We start from the raw sequence: 22,112 nt of genomic DNA, 5'->3' as shown, positions 1-22,112 counted from the left end.
GTTTTCCCACCGCTGTTCCTGTCCGCCTCCATCTGACGGGATACCGGCATGTCCGAAGGACATTCTCCTTCGTTTCTGCGGCTGACAGGCCGATATTTTGCTCTGGTTTTCCTGATCGGAACCGCACGGGCGGCAACAGCGCCGCTCGTCACCGATGTGCTGCCATCAGGCGTTCCCCTGCCCTCCCCGGCACCGGGTTTTGTTTTGCCCCCTGAAGATACGGGCACCGAACTTCTCGGGGATGTTGGCGGCGCAAGATCATGGCTGGGCAGGAAAGGGATCCGCTTTAATCTTCAGGATGTCGAGGAAGTCTGGGGCCTCGCTTCCGGCGGCCTGCATCCCGGTCCGACCTATGACGGCATGACGGCCGCAACGCTTCTGCTGGAAACACGTCGGGCCTTCGGATGGCATGACGGGCTGTTCAATATCAGCGCCATTCAGGTCCGGGGACGGTCTCTGGCCGGAGAACGTCTTGGCTCCCTCAATCCGGTCAGTGGCTATGACGCCGGCCGGACGACACGTCTGTTCGAACTCTGGTACGGGCAGGGATTTTTCGGAAACCGGCTGGATATCCGCGTCGGAACGATCGATCTGGACACAGAATTTCTAGTCAGCCAGAACGCGTCCCTGTTCCTGAATGCCAGTTTTGGCTGGCCGCTTTCAACGTCCAGCAATCTCTATTCTGGCGGCCCCTCATGGCCATTGTCCGCCGTTGGAACACGAATCAAATGGTCCCCCGCCTACCCGCTCGTCCTCATGCTCGCCATCACGGACGACAATCCGACCCGAGGTCCCTTCTACAGCACTCTTAGCCCCACACGGATCGACCCGTCAGGGACGACCTTTTCCACAAAGGGCGGCACTCTTTTCATGGGAGAAGCTCAGCTCTGGGTCGATGCAGCACAAAGCCTTTCGGGAAAGGATGCCCCTGCCCTTCCGGGAACATGGAAAATTGGCGGACTGTACGATACAGGCCGCTTTCCGGACCCGCGTTTCGACAATCAGGGCGGCCTTCTGGGAAGTCCGGACAGCACCGGCACGCCCTTTTACCATTCCGGAACCTGGCTGGGATATGTCGTGCTCGATCAGGCGCTCTGGCGGACGGTCGGCGATCCGGTCAGGGCGATCAACACTTTCGTACGCGCCACCATGGCCAGCGGTACCCGAAACCGTCTCACCGCCGAGGTGGAGGCCAGACTGACCTTTCAGGGCTTTGTCCCTTCCCGCCCCAATGATGTGATCGGAATCGGCTGGGGAACAGGGTTTTTTAGCCATCGTGCCAAGGAAAACGCACGGGATGTCATCCGTCTTTCAGACAGTTCGGCCAGACTTCTGGTGCCGGAAAACCATATCGAGCTGACATGGCAGGTTCCGGTCCGCGATTACGTCACCCTCCAACCGGATTTTCAGTATTTCTGGAATCTGGGCGGTCAGGAACCGGTAAAAGGCGCCGCATCCGCATCACGAGGAGCCGTTCTGGGTCTGAACATGACCACGTCCTTCTAAAACCGGTTTTATGATTTCAATTAAGTTTCAAACATCGGTTCCGCTTTGCCCGGTAAGGTTCTGTTCACGGCCTGTAAAGCCGGTGACAAAGGAAACCATTCATGACGCAGGACAACGATTTCGGCGGTCTCTCGCCAGACGAACAGGCTCGGGCGCGCATGCGCTACGAAATCATCGATGACCTGGATGAAGAATTCGAGCTTTCTCTGGAAGAAAATGAAGGCGAAGGTCTCGATCCTGCGGACCGTGAGTTCCGCCGCACCTATTTCCGCGAACTGATCCGCCTTCAGGGCGAACTCATCAAGCTGCAGGACTGGGTCAAGGCCAGTGGCGAGCGGATTGTGGTCCTCTTTGAAGGCCGGGACGCTGCGGGCAAGGGTGGCGCGATCAAACGCATCACCCAGCGTCTGAACCCCCGAATCTGCCGCGTCGCCGCCCTGCCGGCACCAAATGACCGCGAACGCACGCAGTGGTACTTCCAGCGCTATGTGGCCCATCTTCCGGCCGCAGGTGAAATCGTTCTCTTTGATCGCAGTTGGTACAACCGTGCCGGCGTTGAGCGTGTCATGGGGTTCTGCACGGACGAAGACTATGAAGAATTCTTCCGCTCCGTTCCCGAATTTGAACGCATGCTGGTTCGCAGCGGAATCCGGGTCATCAAGTTCTGGTTTTCGATCACGGACGAAGAGCAGGAATCACGCTTCCGCGCCCGGATCGAAGACCCGCTGAAGCAGTGGAAGCTCAGCCCGATGGATCTTGAAAGCCGTCGCCGTTGGGAAAATTACACTCTGGCCAAGGAAGTCATGCTGGAACGTTCCAGCATCCCCGAAGCACCATGGTGGGTCGTTCCCGCCGTTGACAAGAAACGCGCGCGCCTGAACTGCATCGCCCATTTCCTGTCACTCGTGCCCTACGAACCCGTCAGCCGCACAGAAGTTGTGCTGCCGGAGCGGGTATTCCATCCGGATTATGAGCGCGAACCCACGCCCGAGACCATGCTCGTTCCCGAACGCTACTGAAAACCACGTCTTCTCCTCCCTCTGACGGGAGGAGAAGATGCCTGATTTCAATCAGTCATCCCCGGGAAAGAGCCGTCCTGACGCGACGCTGAAGGCTTTTCCCCAGATCATTGAATGGGATTTCAATGAAACGAAAGGCAAAATATGCAGCTGCCAAAGATACTGCGAGAACCGGAATCAGCATCAGGAAGGTCTGTGTAGGAAGCGAGTACGGAAGCAGGAAAGACGTCATCAACCGCGCAACAATGACGATAACCAGGAAATGAACGAGATATATTCCAAAGGAAATATCTCCAAGCCAAACCAGCCAGCGCACCGAAAGAAGTCGGGACATATGGTTCTTTGTCGCAAGGCCATAAATGATGACAGCAGCAAAAATGGCTTCAACAAGACTGAGTAGCGGATCGTTGAATGGCAGATCGACCTGGCCTGTCAACACTTCCAGCATATTCCGGGCGCCAACGAGTCCAATCACCGCCGCATAGAAAAACACGTCAGAATACCGTTTGTCATGAGACTGTAAAATCCTGAAGGTCAGAATTCCGACCACAAAATCGACCGCATAAACCACAGGAAGACTTTTCCCACCACCATCAGCCGCAATAAACGATAATGCTGTCGCGATGATGAAGGTCAGTACAGCAAGCCAGAGACGCCCAGTGCAGGCTTTGACGAGAAATGGCAAGATTAACGCCACCAATAATTCACAGGCGATTGTCCAGTTCTGGGGAACAAGAGCACTGTTCATGCCAACAAAGCATTTGACAAGAATCGAGGCTGACAATGGCACATCATGCGCCAGCACCCCATCGAACCAAGAATTGGCAAATGGGACTTTCCAAGTTGAAAAAGCCGATTTTACATAAAAGAACGACAAAGCCGTTACGACTGCAAGCAGCGGCACAATGCGGAAAAAGCGCCGCACATAAAATCCTGCAAGCTCACGCACATTTATGGATTTATTAAAAAAAGAAGGAGATAATACAAAGCCGCTCAGAACAAAAAACACGACAACAGCAGCTTGTGAATTGAAAAAAATATTTTGGAACGTCAACCAGAAGGTTTCGCCTCCAGGAAAGCAACGAACATAATGTCTTAATAATACAGTTAAGGACGCAATTCCCCGCAATGATTGCAGGGACGGAATATGATCCCCAGAAAGTCTATTCAAACGGGCGGGCTCGTGCGTCCTGTCAGACATTCTGTTTGTTTTTCCTGAAACAATTTTGTTTCCGATATTAATATCAAAAACAAAAAAGAAGCACCCACTCTCGGGTGCTTCTTTTTCAATTCCGAAAACTACTGATCGCCAAAGCGATTAGCAGCCCCAGTGCGACGTGTTGTGCGTCACAGGTGTCTGGGAATGCGACGAAGACTGTCCCGATGACGAGAAGCAGCCATGTGAACCACTCTGCTGGCCCCAGCTGGAAGAGCAGTTCCAAGCACTACTGGCCTGAGTGGAGTTGCCACCATACCAGTTGCTGCCACCACAGTTGCTCGACTGCCAGCCTTTGCAGGACGAGAAAGCGCTATTCCAGGAAGAAATGATCTGCTGAATGGAAGACGAGTAGTCACAACCACCAGATCCCCAGCCCCAACCCCAGCTGGAGCCATGGTCGCCACAACCCGTGCTGGAGCCGTTATGACCGTTCCAGCCCGAGTGACCGTCGTGACCGCTCCATCCCGAGTTTCCATTATGACCGCTCGAGTTTCCATCATGATGACCCCAGTGGCCACCGTGCCCACCACAATGGTTGCCCGAGTTCCCACTGTTCGCGGACGTATCAGAAATAAGGTAATTACCGCTCTTATCCTGCGTAATCGCGAGTGTACCCGGAGTGTACCCGGAAGCCATTGTGACACTGTTCAGGGTTAGCGTGTGATTGTCGCTTTCCTGTACCACAAGGCTGTAACTACCATCCGTATTCTTGACATATGATGCGGAAAGCGGGGTCTCACCGGTATTAGCTGTAATGCCAAACTGGGTTTTGGAAGAAACACCAGAGAATTTGGTGTCGACCGATCCGTCTGAACCATTGAGGAAAAACTGTTCGCTCGACTTGGAGTCAAAAGAAACAGACACGCCCGTTGTCAGATAGCCCGTGTACATCGTGCTGTTTCCAGAGAGCGTAATGTGCATCGAGTTTTCGACATTGATGCTGGCTGTCTGGCTACCAAACGTGGAATTAATCAAATTCAGCGTGCCGTCACCGTTCAGGCGCGAACCATCCCCCATGAAAACATTGCTACGGTTGTTTTCAATGGTGAGGGTACCGCTCATGACGTTAATATCGCCGAGTTGAACCGCCGAAGCCGTATCGATGACGATGGAGCCGTACTGAAACACCTGAAAAGCGCTCGTTGAGAAAACAGGAGAGCTTGCACTGGACTGGCAAGAAGATGCCGTAATGTCGAGCGTGCCGTACGCGCCAATCGTCAGGCTGGGAACGGCCGTTGCACTCGCCGTGCTCGCTACAGCTTCAGCCGTTACGGTCGAACTCGTTCCAAAAATGGAAACGTCATGATATGTCGTCGGAGACGCACCGGTCGACCAGTTCTTGACGTCATAGAAGTCGCCGCTAGTGCCACCAGTCCAATAAGTCGAAGCCATGTCACAATTATCCTGTATATTCGGGAACAGTCCCGACACATTACAAATCAATCTATGCGCACAGAATTGTTTTATCCGTGCATTTTTAGATCGAATAATATGCGCCTATTCGCACAAGGAGAGAATTTTTTCTCATTAATAAGACGTTAAAGTAATTTTTTATTTCCCACGACCTTTCGATCAGCAAAAATTGCACACAAATCCACTCAAAGAATCCACCAAGAAAAGACAAAATATTTTTTTATCCGCCAATATTTCGTTAAAATATGATTAATTCTATTCTTTGATTAGTTATTAATGCATATTTCATTATGAATGAAGAAATACGTGGTAAACAAACAGAACATTGTCGTTTATTGGAAGCCAGATGCGCATCCTTCATCTTTCCAATCACTGCAGTTTTGCCAATGGCAACGTCCATGCCGCCGTTGATCTTGCCTGCGAGCAAGCCGCTAAAGGGCACGTCGTCGCTTTCGGTAGTTCTGGTGGATACTTCGAGCCTCTCCTGCAAAAAAACGGAGTTGCTTTGATAGATGTGCCACAGGAAGCAATGACAATTCCGAAGGGCATCAAGACTTTCTTCTCTTTATGGAAGGTTATCCGCGAATTTCGCCCTGATGTCATTCATGCCCATATGATGACTGGCGCAGTGATCGCCAAGCCATGGACATGCCTCTTAAGAATTCCGCTGGTTACGACAGTTCACAACTCTTTTGATCGCCATTCCATCCTCATGGGTCTCGGGGACAGAGTCATTGGAGTCAGTCATGCGGTGTCGGAAGAAATGATCCGCCGCCACGTTCCCAGATCTCGTGTGCGGACCGTTCTAAACGGGACACGCAATGCCGCACGCCGAAAAGAATTTCCTAACCAAAACCTTGATCTTCCACGCCCCAATCTGATTTCTGTAGGCGGCCTGCATCCACGCAAGGGCATTTCTACCCTATTGGATGCATTTGAAATCATATGGCGCAGTCATCCTGAAACAACGTTGAACATTCTGGGAGAAGGTCCCTTCAAGGAAGAATACGAAAAACATGCCGCCGCTCTGGAAGGAGGCACCAATATCATGTTCCGTGGTGCTTTACCGGATACGAAATCTTGGCTGAACGCATCTGATATTTTTATCCTCACATCCCTACGTGAACCTTTTGGGTTGGTGATCTGCGAAGCGCGTGAGGCAGGCTGTGCCATCGTCGCAACAGACGTGGACGGCGTTCCTGAAGTTTGCAGCGTTGGAAACGCTGGCCTGCTTGTACCACCGGAAGACGCGCCAGCTCTTGCCAAAGCGGTGCTGTCACTGCTGGATAATCCCGAATTCCTGGCACAACAGAAAGCGGCCTCACTTCGTCACATAGAATTTTTCGATATCAGCCGTGTTTGCGACCAGACGATGAATGTCTATCGGGAAATCATCAAACAGCGCAGATGAAGGATCTCAACAACACAGTCCGACACAGAGACGGGCAATGAGAATTTTATATTTCAGGGCATGGAACAAATGTTCCGAAAGAAATAACCTTGGAACCTGAATATGTTCTGGACTGGTGTCACCCGTAGCTGGGATGACGACGCTGAAGGGTTGACGTACTTTCGTGATTAATAACCTCGAACCGGAAAATGCCCCGATCCCGGAGCAGGAAACTTTTACCAATGTCGGCGCCAAAGCGGCACGTGGAGCGGCTTTTTTGGTCGGCGCCAAGTTGCTGGGCCGTTTTCTGGATTTTGTGTCACTTGTTGTACTGACACATCTTCTGCTGCCAGCCGATTTTGGTGTGGTTTCTCTGGCCATGTCCGTCATTTATCTGACAGAAGCCATTTTCGAGCTTCCTCTTTCTCAGGCACTTGTTGTTCTGGAGACCATAGACAAAGACCATCTCGACACGGCATTTACTTTAAGTTTTCTCCGTGGCTCCATTATCTGTGTCCTTGTTTTCCTCATTTCCCTACCGTTTTCTATTTTATATCATGATTCCCGACTATTCCCGCTCCTCATGGCGCTTAGTCTGGCACCCGCCCTCCGCGGAATGCAGAGTCCAGGTCTGGCACTTTATGCAAAACGCCTCGATTTTTCGCGCGAATGTATTATCGACTTCCTTGGAAAATTTGGTGCTCTGATCGTCGCTGTTTTTGTAGCCATCACAACGCGCTCATACTGGGCCGTTGCCGCCGCAACGATTACAAGTACCGCTTTTGGAATGATCGTTTCGTACGTGATCTCTCCATACAAACCTCATTTTACGTTATCACGATGGAGCGATTTCAGAAATTTTCTCGGCTGGAGCAGCGGAGGTCAAATCATTAGTGCCATCAACTGGCAATATGATCGACTCATTCTGGGGCGTTTGGTTCCTCCGCAGACTTTAGGTGCCTTTTCGATTGCAAGCGATCTCGTAGGCATTCCTTCGCAAGCCATCATAGCCCCCCTCAGTCGCCCCCTGCTTTCAGCTCTCGTGGCTCGTCGGGACAATCTGGATCACTTTAGAAACCTCTACCAATTGTCGAACGCCAGTGTGTTCATGATCATTCTTCCCATTTTCATTGAGATGTCTGCGCTCTCAAGCGAAATCGTTCACACAATTCTGGGACCAAAATGGGAAAAATCCATCACTTATATTTCCCTGCTTGCCATTCCACCAATTTTGGCAGGCTTGGCAGAAGGTATTTCTGCACTAGTCATGGCTTTTAAGAAAAACCATCTTTATATGCGTCTCAATTCGCTTGAATTCGCATTCAAAATCCCGATTGTCACAAGCGCATCGTATTTTTTCGGAGCGCTTGGCGCATGTTGGGCGCGCATTTGTGTCGCGTTCATCATGATGCTTGTCTATCTCTCGACCACCAAGACCCTCATCAAAGTTTCTTACGGCGAAGTCTTCTTTCAGAACTGGCGGACCTGTCTCGCTGGCATTCTGTCATGGCTCAGCATAGAAAGCACCAAATGGTATCTTCTGCCATCTTCATGGCCCGGAATCATAAAACTCTTCATCCTCGGAAGTACGGGACTCATAGTCTATGTGCTCGCATTACTTGCGCTCTGGGCTCTAAACGGCAAAAAACCCGGATCCGTAGAAGCCAGAGTTGTCGGAATATGCATGTCGAAATTAGGACGAAACCGCGCCCTGATTTAACAGGCGCACCGCCCGGTAGACAAATTTATATCCCGTAGGTCTTCCCCTAGCCGAGACGCTGCAGCAGCTCTTTCGCAGCAGCATTTCCTCGCGATGCAGCAAGTTCCAGTAACCTTTTCGCTTCCGCAGAATCAGCAACACATCCCATTCCATTATAGATCAACTGTGCCAGCGTGACTGCAGCCCCCGCATGTCCGGATTGGACGGCCTTGCGATACCAAGAGTGAGCTTCAGGAAAATTGGGCGTAACCCCATCACCTTGAAGGTTGATATCTCCAACCAAGGCAATCGCCTCAACTTCCCCGCCTTGCGCGGCTTTGCGCAACCATGTCTCGGCTTTGGAAACATCGCGCTCCACACCGCGCCCCTGATAATAAGCAACCCCGACCTTCATCTGCGCGGCGGGCCGCCCTTCTTCGGCAGCCTTCATGAAATGATCGAAGGCCTGTGCATCTTTTCCGCCTTCATATTCCAGAACAGTTCCGAGAGTCAGTTCAGCATCCGCAAGACCGCCCTGAGCGGCCTTGCGGATATAGGATAGCCCCCGTTCGCGCCCTGCGGCATTTTGCGCGCTTCCCAGCAGATCAAGACCATAACCATAAAGACCTTGCACATTGCCAGCCTCGGCAGCCCTGCGATAAAGCTCCCGTCCTCTTTCAGAATCGCGCAGACTGTCAGGCCCCTGCATCAGAAGGTGAGCCATCATCGCCATACCGTCAGGATCACCGCCGTCAACGGCCTTCTCTGCCCAGCGCAATGCACCTTCATAGTCAGGCGCCCCCTGTTCGGGAATTCTTTCAAAAACTGTCGAGCGATCTACAGACGCTGGTCCCAACCCCATGTAACATAAGTGTGCAAGTTTCTGACACGCTTGTGCGTGACCGTATTCTGCGGCTTTCTGAAACCAGCGCAGGGCTTCTCCAGGATTGATGGGTACGTCTTTATCCGCCAGATAAAGCTCTCCCAGAGCAAACTGAGCCTCCGCATTTCCTGAGGTCGCCAAAGTATGGAGTTGTCTGAGTCCCTGCCTTATTTTTCCGTTTTCCAGAAGTCTCTTTGCACTTTGCAGTTTTGCCTCGGGCCGGAGAAATAACGGAAAGCCGAGTTTACTCATGACGTTTTTCCAGATTTGAATAAAAATACGGTCAGGTTGCAGGGAGTGTTACAGGACAGTGCCTGAATGGCGCAACAAACCGGTGTGAAAAATACTCAAGCCATGATTCCGCTGGAGACCGCAAACCGTGCAAAGACAACGCCACAATCATAACTACAGCAAGAAACAATACAAATGACCAATCGGGTAGTTTTTTTTGAAAGGGTGTCTGCATCTCTCGATATCGTGCCAGTACGAGTAACAGAACGCCAAGCAACCCGACAGCAGCCCCCACAAAGACCTCTGCAACGGAATGCACATGCAGCCAAACACGTGCAGCGCCGGCAAACATCCCAATTCCCAGAGCCAACATAAAGCCCATGATCGGTAGTCTGCCAAAAAGCACAGCTATACTGCCATAAACGAACGTCGTACCTGCCGTATGCCCGCTCGGACTGTAAAGACTCTGACCCGGCATCCGACCACATGCTTCAAAAAATAATTTGAGCAGGAGCATTCCGCCAAATACCAGAATCACAAGCGCCAGCCATTGTAGGGAAATCTTTCTGCGCCCCTGAATGATCAACAGAAACCACGTCAGGGCCATCACAGGCCACAGGATATTTTCGTCTCCGAAGTCGCTGAAAAACCCGATGAGACTCAGAAGGTCGTCAGACACTCATCCGCTTTCCGGCTCGGGTCTGGAGACGGATCAATGCTGATACCAGCATAGCCAACAGCACATAAAAATCCATCGTCCCCAAGACTGGCCCAGAAATAAGCGTTGCTACGGTTCGTCCAAGCAACGCTGTGAATGTCGCCTCAATGATCCAGGCATCCGATGATCGCTCACTCGTTGCAGTTTTGAGAGTGCGATATATTTTTAGAAATAGACTCCCATTCCAAATAACGAGAAGCAGAATACCCACCACACCTATCGTCGCAAGAAAACCTGGAATAAGGCTGGAAGAACGATCGCTTCCCCAACCAGTGCCAAGACCATAGGTGTCAAACGCAAGTTGGTAAGAGTCAACATCCTTTTGAGTACGCTCTTCATAGGAAGACGACTGTTTCTTATCTTGTGTTTCCAGTATGACTTCAGTCGCCGCCTTGATGACATCAGGAGCAAACGCTGTCAGAGCCAGTGTGGTCATACCCATACATAGTATTCCACCTGCAATGAACACCATCAAACGCCGAAACAATCGTCTTTCACGACTCAACACAGCGTAAACAATCAACAAAGCCAGCCCGACCAGCATGGCGGCGTAACCTGTGGTGGACGTCGTCATCAACAAACACAGTGTGCTGAGAAGAATCAGCAACCGTGTTGCCCAGTTTCCATACCCCCTCAAGGTAGACCATACTGTTGAATAAAGCGTTCCTATAAGAAACGTCGCACAGGCCGAAGGTTCGGTGAAGGTGGCGTTGATGCGCGGTACCGGGCCGCTCATCTGTTCATCCAGCACTGCCCAACCGGGATTGGAATAGAAAAATTCTTTGGGAAACGGAATACTTCCTACCAAACGGTGCGCCATCTCCCAAAAACCAACCACACACGCCAAGGCAGCTCCAACCAGATAGGCGTTATAAAGCCGTCGTGGGTCTGCCTCACGACGGGTTAGAAAAAAAACAGTCATGACAAACATGATAAGATCGAGAATCAGATAACAATCCTGAGTCATGTTTCCGCGTGTGGGCGAGAGCGGCACCCGAGCCGCTACATCGTCAAGTTTTTGAGGCCAGACCAGAACTACCCCTTCAAACAGACGGGGCAGTAAAATAGAACCCAACAGCGCCCAGAAAAACGATAGAAAAAGCGGCGTGCAGAACTTGAAGATCGGTCCAACTGCAGGGAACTTGACCCCCAGCACCAACTGAAGACTCATAAATGCAATGAACAACATACCAGGAGCCATCACAGGCTGCAGACCAAGCCCCCCCATCACCAGGACTGCCGCCGCCTGAAAGATACCCGCCACAAGGGTCAGCTCCAGCAAACGCTGCGGATTTTTCCTGAAAAAGAAAATGAAGCTGAGAGGCCAGAAAACCAGCCCCATCGCGGTCAGAGGCATGTCAGATTCTGTCGTACGACCGGGAAGGCATAAATTCCCGCCATTCCTGCTCGACAAATGCCGTGAAGCGCGAACGAAACAAATCCTCTGAAAAGCGAAGAGCGTTCTGGTGACACAACTCGGGAGTCATATTCTGTTCGTGCTTTTCAAATTCCTGAACAGCCGCAACAATGCTTTCCGCACTCTGCGTGTCAAAAAGAAGCCCCGTCACGCCTGGTTGAACGATATCACACGCCCCCCCACGACCGTAAGCAATGACAGGCGTTCCTGATGCTTGTGCCTCGACCAGAGAAATACCGAAATCTTCTTCGCCCGCATAGACGAAAGCTCTAGCACCACCCAACGTTGACTGAAGCTCGGAATCAGAAACATGTCCTTTAATCGTGATATTTGGAGCCCCCCCGGCCCTTTCCCGAACAAGCTCCAGATCCGTTCCGCCACCAATGACGATCAATTTTCTTTCGGGCATATTTCTGAAAGCCTCTACCACCAGATCAATCCGCTTGTAAGGCACCAGCCGCGAAACCACGACGTAATAATCTTTCTTCTGCTGAGCTACAGAAAAACGTTCCAGATTGACGGGGGGAGGAATAACCGCAGCGTCGCGACGCCATGTTTTCCTTATCCGACGGGCAATATAATGAGAGTTGGCAATAAACGCATCTACTCCAGCCGCCGCACGAACGTCCCAATTCCTCAAACGATGGAAAAGCCAACGAATATAGAGACCACGCAGCCCGTGATGCATCCCACTCTGACGAAGATAGGTATTTTGAAAATCCCATGCATAACGCATTGGTGAATGAACATAGGACACATGAAGCTGATCAGGCCCTGTAATAACTCCCTTTGCTACTGCATGATGACTGGAGATGACGACATCGAATCCCGCAAGATCCCATTGCTCTACAGCGAGAGGCATCAAACCGAGATAATGTCTGAAAAGTTTACGTGCAAAGGGTAGTTTTTGAATGAATGATGTCTGAATTTCGCGCCCACCGAGTCGGGCTCGATCTTTCGGAGATAAAAAATCTACAACAGCAAAGATTTTCGCATCCGGGTAACACTTAATTAATTGCTCGATGACAAGCTCGGAGCCGGCCCAATTTTCAAGCCATTCATGTACGATTGCAACTCGGATGGATTCCATGTCTCTTTTTTCTCATTCTGCTGCCATCGAACGCCAGTCCATGGCAGGTACATGCATGCATTCAACAAAACCCGCTTCGGCGGAAGATACATCACCAATCGCAGGTAGCGGGATTGGCCTCGCAGCGTTTTTGGGAACATTCCTATGGATTGCTGGCGGCTACTGGCTCTTTTCCTGAGCATCGCGACCGGAGAGCAACGCCCCGACCAGAACATCGGATCTGCGGCATCAGAAATGCCGCTCATAGACCTTGATCACATCCCCCGGCTTAACAAAATTCTGAGGATACAACAGTCCGGCAACCGTATATCCTCCCTCTTGGCGGATTGTGTACGCGTATCGTTCCCAAGAACGGTATGTAAAACCTCCGGCGGCAGCAACAGCTGAAAGCATTGTCATGCCCGGCTGATATGCATACTGTCCCGGATGCTCGACCTCGCCAATTATCGAAATCAAACGATAAGCAGTAACCTGCACGGCAATCTTCGCATCCCGAAGAATGGCTTTTTGTCGCAGATCTGCTGTAACCTGCTGGCCAAGCTGTTCCGTCGTCAAACCTGACGCATGAACGCTCCCGAGCAATGGAACATCAATATTACCTGCACTATCGATTCGGAAATCGGAGGTTAGTTGATCCTGACCATAAGTTATCAGGCGCACCTCGTCATCAGTTCCGAGACGGTACTGCACTGGGTCGTAGACAGGCACCGGCGAAAGACCAGCACCTGGACTACAGGCTGTCAGAGCAAGAGCCGCTATGGGGAAGAGAATCAATTGCCGCAGGTTCTGCAACAGCGGGATTCGGAAAATTTCTGTCATGATGAGAACTTTATCATAATTGATATTTCACGCTTATCATAGCCATGTCGATACTGTATCGGCCGCTTCCCGAAGCATTAGCATTTCGGTAGACGTTAGACGCCTCAAGAGAAAAATGCTGGTTCAATGCCCAGTTCACTCCAACACTGAAATTGGCGTTCAACTGCGAAGTCATTGTCTGGTCCAAAGGGGTATTTTCGAAAATGGCGGGAGTTTGCCCCGCTCCGCCCTGTTGAATCTGGAATCCAGCATGCAGCACAATATTCCGCGAATAAACATGACGGATATCAAGAGCCGCAGTCGTGTAAATGAAACCGATTACGCTCTCAAACGCACTGTCAGCAATTCCACGCGATACAGTCAGAGAAACTCGCGTCATGCGAGTTGGCGTCCATGTTCCACGAAGCTCCGCATAAAACGTATTGAGTGTTTTATAAGCTGAAACATTATAAGACCGATTTTGATACCCTCCCAACACACGAATACTGAAAGGCCCCGGCATTTCATAATCGTAACCCAACAGAGCTGAGAAACCATTAGAATCACGTGATGGGAGATGAAACCTGTTATTGGAATATCGAATCTCAACACCTTGCGTAATCATCAACAGATCGCTTCCTTCCGCAAGGCTATAGCGCAATCCAAGACCTTCAGAGAATAGAAACCGGTCGCGATAAGACTGTTTGAGATAAATATTATCGCCCCCAAGATCCGTGAAAAGAAAACGCTTCAGATCAAAATTTGGGATTATCGAGAGCTTACCGTGCGTCTCGATCCTATCATCCAAACTCAGATCTTCCATAAAATATGGAATGGGCTGGTTAACAGCAAAAGCCCCCAGATCAGACGGCATCTGGGTCATCTTCTCATGACTAAAACGATACAAGAATCGATGGCGGCCAATCTTTTCATACCCGCGGAGAAATGCAGTCCAGTTGGTTTGATTTTGCAATTCCCGCTCAGGATAATACTGCTCGCTAACCGTAGCCCCAATATTGAAAAGCCTTCGACTCTGGGTCAATAATCCCTCAACATTCGCATTGGTCACGCTGGCAGCGCTTGGAAGCCCACCCATCATTTGATCGGCGTTGTTCGTATACCCCCACCCCTCGGATGCTCCTCCGTTAATCGACCACGGCCCATATCGCAAACCCTGTGAGCCATAGCGACGATCCGTATCCGATTGAAAAGCATCAACAGAGAGAGCGTCGTCAGCGCTCCCCAAAGCAGAGAGATTCTGCGTCACAACCTGTGCATGCGCTACCCCACTCAGGAATAAGGAAAGCTGCAATGCGATCCCAACTTCCAGCGCGAATAGCAGACGCAAACTGATTTTCTCACGACACGGGAACATAAAAGACTACCTAACAGAAAAAAAACTTTCCAGAAATGCTCCCGTTGCGCCAATAGAAAATTATATAAAATATATATGCTATGACGATTTATTAACTATTAATCCTGTAGACCCATATGTGATTTCATGTCAGTAACAGGATAGATTTCCCATAGATTAATATTCTTACCTCCGCTTAATTGTTCTTCAATGTCTGTCTCCCTAAGGGCAATTGAGGCGGAGGTGACACCGCTATCCAATTCGGTAGCTTCTTTAGTGTAGAGAACCGATGAGCCTGTTCCATTCTCCCTTCCCGCAAGACGCTCTCGCGATTTCTCCGGATGGAAGTTCGGTCAATTCGTCCAACTCCGCTCGCTCTCGGTTAACATCCGATCGCTCATCAAGAATTCTTCTTGTCTTTCTTGCAAGCGACATAATTGCCATGTTTGCTTCTGTGCGGCTCGGAGGTTGGGGCGCCGCAATTCTGCACAATATATCGTCTGGATATCCGCCTTTTCTCGATACCAGCATCAATGTCGCTTACACGATGAGAACATTAATGCCGATCTGCATCGGTGTTTTGTTATATATGTTTGCGAACGGCGAATATCGTACCCGATTCCCTTTCTGGAGTGAATTCGGTCGTTTGCTGACGGCTGCTTTTTGTGCCCTTCTCGCGACAGGATTTTGGGCATTCGCGTTTCAAATTCCTGGTCTGCGAATGGCGCTTCTACTGCCTTGGGTCATCTTTCCTTTCTTCGGAGAATTCCTTAGGCAATGTTGCAGACGCGTTCTGCATACGCTTCGGTTATGGCAAATCCCTACCGTTTTAATCGGTGACGCCACAGAAACAGCTCAAGTTCGCCACGTTCTGGCTAGCGAGACATTGTCTAGCTACGAAATCATTGGCGCCTTGAACCCCGAAGTAGCAATGAATTCTCTTCTTGCCTTTGAAAATGCAAACGCATCTTCGAGGCTTCAGTTTATTCTCTGCCTTGATCCCAGCGCTCCACAGTCGCGCGACATGATCGAATGGCTAACGCGTAGACGAGTTCCTTTTGCGCTAATCCCGCAAATTTCAGGGATGCCTACACATGGCCTGACGCAGTCATCCTACTTCAGCCATGACACTATTATCCTGTCTTATAAAAGTAATTTGGAAAATCCACTCCAGCGCCGACTTAAATTTACGTTTGATTTTCTAACGGCTCTCTTCCTCTTTATTCTTGCGCTGCCAGTTTATGTAATATTGTATATTCTTATTTCTCTTGAGGGCGGTCAGCCAATTTACGGTCATCGCCGCATTGGTCAGAATGGACGTGAGTTTAAATGCTTAAAATTTCGTTCAATGGCCAAAAATTCCGACGAATTGCTGAAACATCTACTGGAGACCAATCCTCTGGCAGCGACAGAATGGCAGGAAACCCAAAAACTGCGTAATGATCCCAGAATTACTCGCGTTGGTCACTTTATTCGCAAAACAAGCCTTGATGAACTACCCCAGCTTCTAAATGTATTGCGTGGCGATATGAGTTTGGTAGGACCACGGCCAATTGTTCAAGCTGAGGTTCATCATTACGGTGAAAATTTCGACTACTATAAAGCTATTCGTCCCGGAATTACAGGTTTGTGGCAGGTCAGCGGCAGAAGTAATACCGGCTACGCAGAACGTGTTCAACTGGATCGGTGGTATGTACGTAACTGGACCCTCTGGCATGACATCGCAATTCTTGCGAAAACTCTCCCTGCCGTTTTCCTGAGACGCGGCGCACGTTGAGCAGGAAACATCACTCATGAGCCAAATTTCCGGTGCAATGCCCCCACAACACTATCCTCCGATGGACATAGGTTTCGCTCCCGAACAAGAGTTCGCAGGTTTGGGGCGGATTTCATCCATCCTGCGCCAACATAGACTTCTAATGTGTTGCGTGGCAGGCGGAACGTTTCTGGCGGGAGCCGCCGCCATTGCGACGCTCAAACCTTATTACGAATCTGTCGCAGAAATTGCGATCGGCGCTCGCGGCATGATTTCTCCCTCAGAGCTCAGTCCATACGCTGATCGTGCTCTAGATCTAGTAGCGCTCAATACGCAGCTCGGCATTCTCAAAAGCCCGACTATCGCTCTGATGGTGACGCAACGACTACATCTCGCCGACACACCTGAATATGCGAAAGCCTTTAAGCCTTCGTTGCTATCCCAACTTAAAAAGAGATTCGGGCTAGAGAAACCCTCTGCCCCTCTCACACAGAAGCAGCGCGACGAAATCGTTTCGAGCATGCTTATGGGCAAAGTGCACATCAGCAATGATGGTCGTTCGGCGATCATCGGAATTACAACACGATCTGCGGGGCCCGAACTCGCGCCGGCTATCGCGAATGGTTACGTCAAAGCCTATCTTGATTTTGAACAACAGGCCAAAATTCAGGCCGCGCGGAACGCCAGTGTTCTTCTGGAGGAACAGATTGCGCCTTTGAGAGAGAGGTCAATTCAAGCAGAACAAGAAGTCTCACGGTACAGACAGGAACATAATCTACATTTGCTTGGAGACGACTCAGGGGGGGATTCTGCGCGTGCTGGTCGTATTGCGCTACCCTCTACGCCCAATGATCTCCATCTGACGCAAATGAATCATGAGCTTGGCGACGCAGAAGCAGACTTAGCCAGCAAGCAAGCGATTTATAATGAAGCCACGTCTAGCGGAAGCATTGGAGCGATCACTGCAATTACAGCGTCTCCGCTCATTCAGAATCTCAGACTTCAACAGGCTCAGGTTAATGCTCGCATCTCGACGCTGGCCGCCACGGCACTCGAGCAAAATCCAGAACTGATCGCCGCACGGGCCCAGGCTGCTCGTATAGACGCTCAGATTTCCATTGAAAGTCAGAAGCTTTTACAAAACCTTCGATACGAAGCCGAGACGGCACAACAGCGAGTAAATGCCCTCAAAGAGCGCACAAACGCCCTGCAGCTTAATGTGACAGAAGAAGAGCATGCCGACATCCGGCTTCGGCAGCTCGTCGGAGAAGCTACTGCCGCCCAGAGTCTGTACCGAGACTACCTCTCACGTCTTGGTCAGATTTCAGCAGAAACAACCATACAACAAGCTGAAGCCCGCCTCATAACGCCAGCTAGCCAACCCCTTGGACCAGCTGGCCCTCCTAAGAAACAGTATGGTATACTCTTACTCCTGATTTCAGTAGGCTTGGGCGTTGGCGCTGCTCTGCTACGTGACCGCTCTCGCAGTAGCCTGCGAACACTGGCTGAACTGGAACAACAAACTCGCCTGTTTGGACTCGGCGCGCTTCCGCGTTTCAGAGGCTCTCTACGGGAACAGCTGACATCCGGTGACTCTTTGTATGGTCGAATGCTCAACTCTATGCGAGCCATCCTGACCTTCGGCAATCCTTCAATCCGTACAAAGATCACAGTCATTACCTCTGCTGAAAGTGGCGAAGGGAAAACCACGCTCGCCATTTCGCTGGCTGCCAGCATCGGAGCGCTGGGTAAACGAGCTCTTCTGATCGATTGTGACGCTCACCGGCCCAGCATCCTTCTGGCTTTAGGTCTCAGAGCACACGAAGACGGCTTCGTTCACGACGCGCTTCCGGGGCTGGATATTTTTGTCGCCAGCCAAACTGGAGAACCCGGCGTACTAAATTTCGGAGCTCTCGGTGAGTTTCTAGAGAAGCATCGCGGCGAATATGATCAGATCATTATCGACACGCCCCCTATTCTTAGCTTTCCCGAGGCTGGTGTTCTGGCATCCTTTGCCGAAGGCGTCATCATCGCTGTCAAATGGCATCAGACATCTGCCAGTGCCGTTATCGAAACACAGAGAATCTTGCGGACTCATCATGCAAACTGCCTGGGTGCGGTCCTGACGTTCGTCGATATCGAAAACCTGCGACCGGAAGAAAGCCTTCGTATGGGTGACTACTCCCATTATCGCAAACTGGTCTCTTCCTCGTAATGGCCGCTTCTCCAATGAACAAAATTTTCCTTAACGGGCGCTTTTCCGTCCAGTCACTCAGTGGCGTCCAGCGTTTCGCGACGGAAATTACGCGTGCTCTTTCGGAGATCTGGCCACCGGATTTACCACGTCCGGAACTCCTGACACCCCAGACAAACACCACCGCTTCAGTTTCAATGGATCTTGGTTTCCCTGCTCGTTCCTGCGGTCGATTTCAGGGGCAAATCTGGGAGCAGGTTGACCTTCCAAAAGCCACTGCATCCGGATTGCTCGTCAATCTGGGCAATACCGCTCCTCTACACCTGTCGTCACGGCATAGTCGACAACTGGTTGTCATCCATGATGCTGGCGTCTTTTCAACGCCGCAATCTTACTCACGTCAGTTTCGTGCATATTATAAAATTTTGCATCGTCTGCTGGCGTTGGGAAAAACGCGCATCATTACGGTATCAAAGTTTTCCAGAAACGACATTGCTCGTCATTTAAAGATTGATCCTGCACGTATCAGCGTTATCACCGAAGGTGCGGACCACGCCACGCGCATTGCGGCAGACAGAACGGTTTTAAAGGCAAATGGTCTGGAAAGCGGCAAATACGTTCTGGCTGTTGGTAACAAGGCGCCCCACAAGGATTTTGCAGCCCTCGACCATCTGGCCGCAACATTGAGTCAGAGAGGGATCAAACTCGTCATCAGCGGTGGAATGAACGGACGGGTTTTTAGTGCAGGCACTCCTGACCTGCAGCACGCAACCTATGTCGGCAGGGTCACGGATGCTGAACTGCACGCGCTTTACAGTGATGCCGTCTGTTTCGTCTTTCCGTCCATTTATGAAGGTTTCGGCCTCCCGCCTGTGGAAGCGATGGAAGCCGGCTGTCCGGTTGTGGCCCGCGATATTCCCGTCTTGCGTGAAGTATGCGGCCAGGCCGCTCTGTTTGGCCGGGGCCCGTCCGATTTGACAGCACGTGTCGTCGAATTGCTTGATCAGCCGAACCGCGCAGATGACCTCCGCTGCGCAGGCTATGAACAGGTTCAAAAATACCGCTGGACGATCGCCGCCAGACAACTGTTGGACATCATGCGAGAGGAATTTATCAAATGCTGACAAATTCCTACCTACTGCTCATGTTGATTGCCATGAGTGTCACCATGCCGGCTTATGCACAGGACGAAGCCTCAGATTTTTCTTCCAGAAAAATGGTTTTGTGGTGCACCGTCACAGATGGTGGCTCGAAGCGCCTTTTTGCTTCTGACCCGGTTCCCACAAATGAACTCAGCCACATGGCCTTATGGAACGCCAATAGTCGTTTCATAACAATCGTCAATAGTCGCTACAATCTGACAATCCGCAATAATGACCATGCATGTTCAGTTTACCGTGACATGACACACGCCACAAAGACCCGCGATGCCCTCGTCTCTCTGGCACAACAACGTGGGAACCGTATTGTAAATATCGGATCGAATTAATTCATGGTGACCGATATAGCCCAGATGCCCTCGACACATGCCTTCCGCCCACAAAGCTCTCATGAGGAAAATCGACAGATGCCGCCAACACTCACGAAAGCTGAAGAGGCTGTGCCATCCAGGGAAAAAATGCAGACCGTCGTGGGTATCGCTACCAGTGGTCGTCCTGAAATTCTAGCAGAACTCGTGCGTCAATTGGCGCACCAGACGGTCAAACCGGACAGGATCATCATCAGTTACGCCAAACCGGACGATATTTCCGCTATCCCCCAAACCCTCCGGGACATGGCTTCACTCGAGCTCGTCACCGGGTATCAAGGAGCTTCCGTTCAGCGCAATGTTATTCTCGACCGTCTTGAAGACGAAGATATCATTCTGTTTTTCGATGATGATTTTTTCCCTCACCCGACATATATCGCCCGTATGCTAGAAGCATTTCGCGACAATCCCAATATTCTGGGGGCCACAGGCCAGGTACTGGCAGATGGTGCGCAGGGACCTGGGCTGCGAATTGAAGACGCAAACCGCCTGAATGCTCAGGCTAATACGGAAGCGGTTTTCAAAATTGAGGATGCTTTCAACACATATGGCTGCAACATGGTATTCCGTTGCGCCGCCATAAAGCGCCTTGGCGCGCGCTTCGATGAAAGACTACCTCTTTATTCCTGGTATGAAGATATAGATTTTTCCCGTTCTCTTCTGCCTCACGGCAGGGTCGTTAAAGTTAACAGCGCACAAGGTGTGCATCTTGGTAACAAGACCGGGAAAGGGTCAGGAATTCGACTGGGCTATTCCCAGATTATTAATTGTATCTATTTGGCCCAAAAAGGAACATATCCGTGGTCCAATGCACTAAAAAGCGCAGGACGCCACCTCATAATTAATAGCCTCAAATCACTTAAACCCGAATATTACATTGATCGTAAAGGACGTTTGTTAGGAAATCTGATTGGGCTTGGCGATCTGTTCAGGAACCGCATTACGCCGGAACGAGCTGCAACACTCCACTCCAAAAAAAGGGCTTCTTGAAATGAGATTTTCCTTGGTGATTTCGACTTTGGCACGTCCTGTGGAGGTCGAAGCGTTCCTGCAGGGCCTGGAGAAGCAGACGTACAAAGATTTCGAAGTCATTCTCGTCGATCAAAGTAGATCAAACATCTATGATGACATCGTCGAACGATACAGTGCCAAGTGGCCGTTAAAACATCTCCGTCCAGATATAAGCGGGCTGCGCTATGCTCGTAATTTCGGCGCGAGCGTCGCAGTGGGTGATATCATAGCGTTTCCGGACGATGATTGCATTTATGAACCCGACACGCTGGAGCGAGTGAATGCCTATTTCTGCAAAACGGACGATACAGGCTTCATTACTGGCGCTGTGCTCAATTTCGATGGTGCTCCCACAACCATGGGACGCTGGCTGACCAGAAGCCAGAATTTAAATCAGCACAATATCTGGACAGGCTTGATCGAATTCAATTTTTTCATACCACGTCAGATGTTCGAAAAAATTGATAGGTTCGACGAAAATCTGGGAATTGGAGCCCCCTATGGTGCAGCAGAGGGCCCCGATCTTGCTCTACGTCTGATGGCGGCAGGGTCGCAAGGGTATCATGATCGCACCCTTCTGGTCCGGCACATGGACAAACCCACTACCCTAAGCGGTGAGCGGGCCTATGATTACGGAACTGGAATGGGATATGTCCTTCGCAAAAACCATGCAACCTTAAAGACAGTCGCGACATTTTTCATCCGTCCTTTCGCTGGTGTCTGTCTTAGTCTTGTCCGTCGACAATCTGAAAAAGCAGCTTATTATTTCAAGACGCTTCAAGGGCGACTGTCGGGATATTTCTGCCGCGCTGCGAGCGAAGCAGCCAGACACAACAGTGGAAAAATTCTTTCCTGACAGACGTCTTGTTTTGCACATAGGAAGACA

At 50.7% G+C, this 22,112-nt stretch carries 19 protein-coding genes; 11 read left to right on the top strand and 8 right to left on the bottom strand.

The features are described 5' to 3' along the window. Positions 1-48 precede the first annotated feature (48 nt). Positions 49-1,506 (top strand): carbohydrate porin, encoded by a 1,458-nt coding sequence (locus GKO01_RS10225; RefSeq protein WP_244901413.1) that lies wholly within the window; start codon positions 49-51, stop codon positions 1,504-1,506. 101 nt (positions 1,507-1,607) lie between these two features. Then, positions 1,608-2,525: a polyphosphate kinase 2 gene (gene ppk2, locus GKO01_RS10220; protein WP_099287011.1), complete on the top strand. Its 918-nt coding sequence runs from the start codon at positions 1,608-1,610 to the stop codon at positions 2,523-2,525. Between the two features lie 55 nt (positions 2,526-2,580). Here the strand turns inward: ppk2 and GKO01_RS10215 are convergent, their stop codons facing one another. Next, positions 2,581-3,726, bottom strand: a complete 1,146-nt coding sequence (locus GKO01_RS10215; protein WP_099287010.1) for an acyltransferase family protein — start codon at positions 3,724-3,726, stop codon at positions 2,581-2,583. A 117-nt stretch (positions 3,727-3,843) separates the two neighbouring features. Further along, positions 3,844-5,136, bottom strand: a complete 1,293-nt coding sequence (locus GKO01_RS10210) for a hypothetical protein (protein WP_099287009.1) — start codon at positions 5,134-5,136, stop codon at positions 3,844-3,846. Positions 5,137-5,503: 367 nt separating this feature from the next. Between GKO01_RS10210 and GKO01_RS10205 the strand changes: the two genes are divergently transcribed. Both GKO01_RS10205 and GKO01_RS10200 read left to right on the top strand, forming a co-directional pair. Then, a complete protein-coding gene (locus GKO01_RS10205; protein WP_099287008.1) occupies positions 5,504-6,568 on the top strand; it encodes a glycosyltransferase family 4 protein in 1,065 nt (354 codons plus the stop codon). A 163-nt stretch (positions 6,569-6,731) separates the two neighbouring features. Next, positions 6,732-8,267, top strand: a complete 1,536-nt coding sequence (locus GKO01_RS10200) for a lipopolysaccharide biosynthesis protein (RefSeq protein WP_099287007.1) — start codon at positions 6,732-6,734, stop codon at positions 8,265-8,267. 46 nt (positions 8,268-8,313) lie between these two features. On the opposite strand, the gene GKO01_RS10195 is transcribed toward GKO01_RS10200, so the two are convergent. The 4 genes from GKO01_RS10195 to GKO01_RS10180 form a co-directional block, all read right to left on the bottom strand. Further along, complete coding sequence (locus GKO01_RS10195) at positions 8,314-9,270, bottom strand: tetratricopeptide repeat protein (protein WP_167383463.1); 957 nt, start codon at positions 9,268-9,270, stop codon at positions 8,314-8,316. A gap of 142 nt (positions 9,271-9,412) precedes the next feature. Next, entirely contained in the window at positions 9,413-10,039 is a 627-nt protein-coding gene (locus GKO01_RS10190; protein WP_099287005.1) for a phosphatase PAP2 family protein, read from the bottom strand. After that, complete coding sequence (locus tag GKO01_RS10185; protein WP_099287004.1) at positions 10,032-11,435, bottom strand: O-antigen ligase family protein; 1,404 nt, start codon at positions 11,433-11,435, stop codon at positions 10,032-10,034. Before GKO01_RS10185 ends, GKO01_RS10190 begins: the two co-directional genes overlap by 8 nt. A gap of 1 nt (position 11,436) precedes the next feature. Then, positions 11,437-12,585 carry a glycosyltransferase gene (locus GKO01_RS10180; protein WP_099287003.1) on the bottom strand — a complete coding sequence of 383 codons (1,149 nt, stop codon included), beginning with the start codon at positions 12,583-12,585 and terminating at the stop codon, positions 11,437-11,439. Between GKO01_RS10180 and GKO01_RS15785 the strand changes: the two genes are divergently transcribed. Continuing rightward, on the top strand, positions 12,584-12,763 hold the full coding sequence (locus GKO01_RS15785; RefSeq protein WP_145994754.1) for a hypothetical protein: 180 nt from the start codon (positions 12,584-12,586) through the stop codon (positions 12,761-12,763). The two genes, GKO01_RS10180 and GKO01_RS15785, sit on opposite strands and share 2 nt — an antisense overlap. A gap of 50 nt (positions 12,764-12,813) precedes the next feature. Here GKO01_RS15785 and GKO01_RS10175 read toward each other — a convergent pair whose 3' ends face one another. Both GKO01_RS10175 and GKO01_RS10170 read right to left on the bottom strand, forming a co-directional pair. Then, positions 12,814-13,404, bottom strand: coding sequence for a polysaccharide biosynthesis/export family protein (locus tag GKO01_RS10175; RefSeq protein ID WP_099287002.1), 591 nt, complete (start codon positions 13,402-13,404; stop codon positions 12,814-12,816). Between the two features lie 13 nt (positions 13,405-13,417). Further along, complete coding sequence (locus tag GKO01_RS10170; RefSeq protein WP_167383462.1) at positions 13,418-14,731, bottom strand: outer membrane beta-barrel protein; 1,314 nt, start codon at positions 14,729-14,731, stop codon at positions 13,418-13,420. Positions 14,732-15,026: 295 nt separating this feature from the next. Here GKO01_RS10170 and GKO01_RS10165 point away from each other — a divergent pair, with 295 nt between their 5' ends. From GKO01_RS10165 to GKO01_RS10140, 6 genes are all read left to right on the top strand, one after another. Next, positions 15,027-16,514, top strand: a complete 1,488-nt coding sequence (locus GKO01_RS10165; protein WP_099287000.1) for an exopolysaccharide biosynthesis polyprenyl glycosylphosphotransferase — start codon at positions 15,027-15,029, stop codon at positions 16,512-16,514. Between the two features lie 16 nt (positions 16,515-16,530). Continuing rightward, positions 16,531-18,708, top strand: coding sequence for a GumC family protein (locus GKO01_RS10160; protein WP_099286999.1), 2,178 nt, complete (start codon positions 16,531-16,533; stop codon positions 18,706-18,708). Then, entirely contained in the window at positions 18,708-19,811 is a 1,104-nt protein-coding gene (locus GKO01_RS10155; RefSeq protein ID WP_099286998.1) for a glycosyltransferase family 4 protein, read from the top strand. The genes GKO01_RS10160 and GKO01_RS10155 overlap by 1 nt, the downstream gene beginning before the upstream one ends. Continuing rightward, entirely contained in the window at positions 19,805-20,176 is a 372-nt protein-coding gene (locus tag GKO01_RS10150; protein WP_099286997.1) for a hypothetical protein, read from the top strand. Before GKO01_RS10155 ends, GKO01_RS10150 begins: the two co-directional genes overlap by 7 nt. A 78-nt stretch (positions 20,177-20,254) precedes the next feature. Then, complete coding sequence (locus GKO01_RS10145; protein WP_244901412.1) at positions 20,255-21,205, top strand: glycosyltransferase family 2 protein; 951 nt, start codon at positions 20,255-20,257, stop codon at positions 21,203-21,205. Further along, positions 21,126-22,082: a glycosyltransferase family 2 protein gene (locus GKO01_RS10140; RefSeq protein WP_244901411.1), complete on the top strand. Its 957-nt coding sequence runs from the start codon at positions 21,126-21,128 to the stop codon at positions 22,080-22,082. Before GKO01_RS10145 ends, GKO01_RS10140 begins: the two co-directional genes overlap by 80 nt. The last annotated feature ends 30 nt before the right edge of the window (positions 22,083-22,112 follow it).

Origin of the sequence: Gluconobacter kondonii, assembly GCF_002723995.1 — a bacterium.
GTDB classification, from domain to species: Bacteria; Pseudomonadota; Alphaproteobacteria; order Acetobacterales; family Acetobacteraceae; genus Gluconobacter; species Gluconobacter kondonii.
Note: the sequence above shows the minus strand (reverse complement) of the source record. Positions and strands in the feature narration are given on the sequence as shown.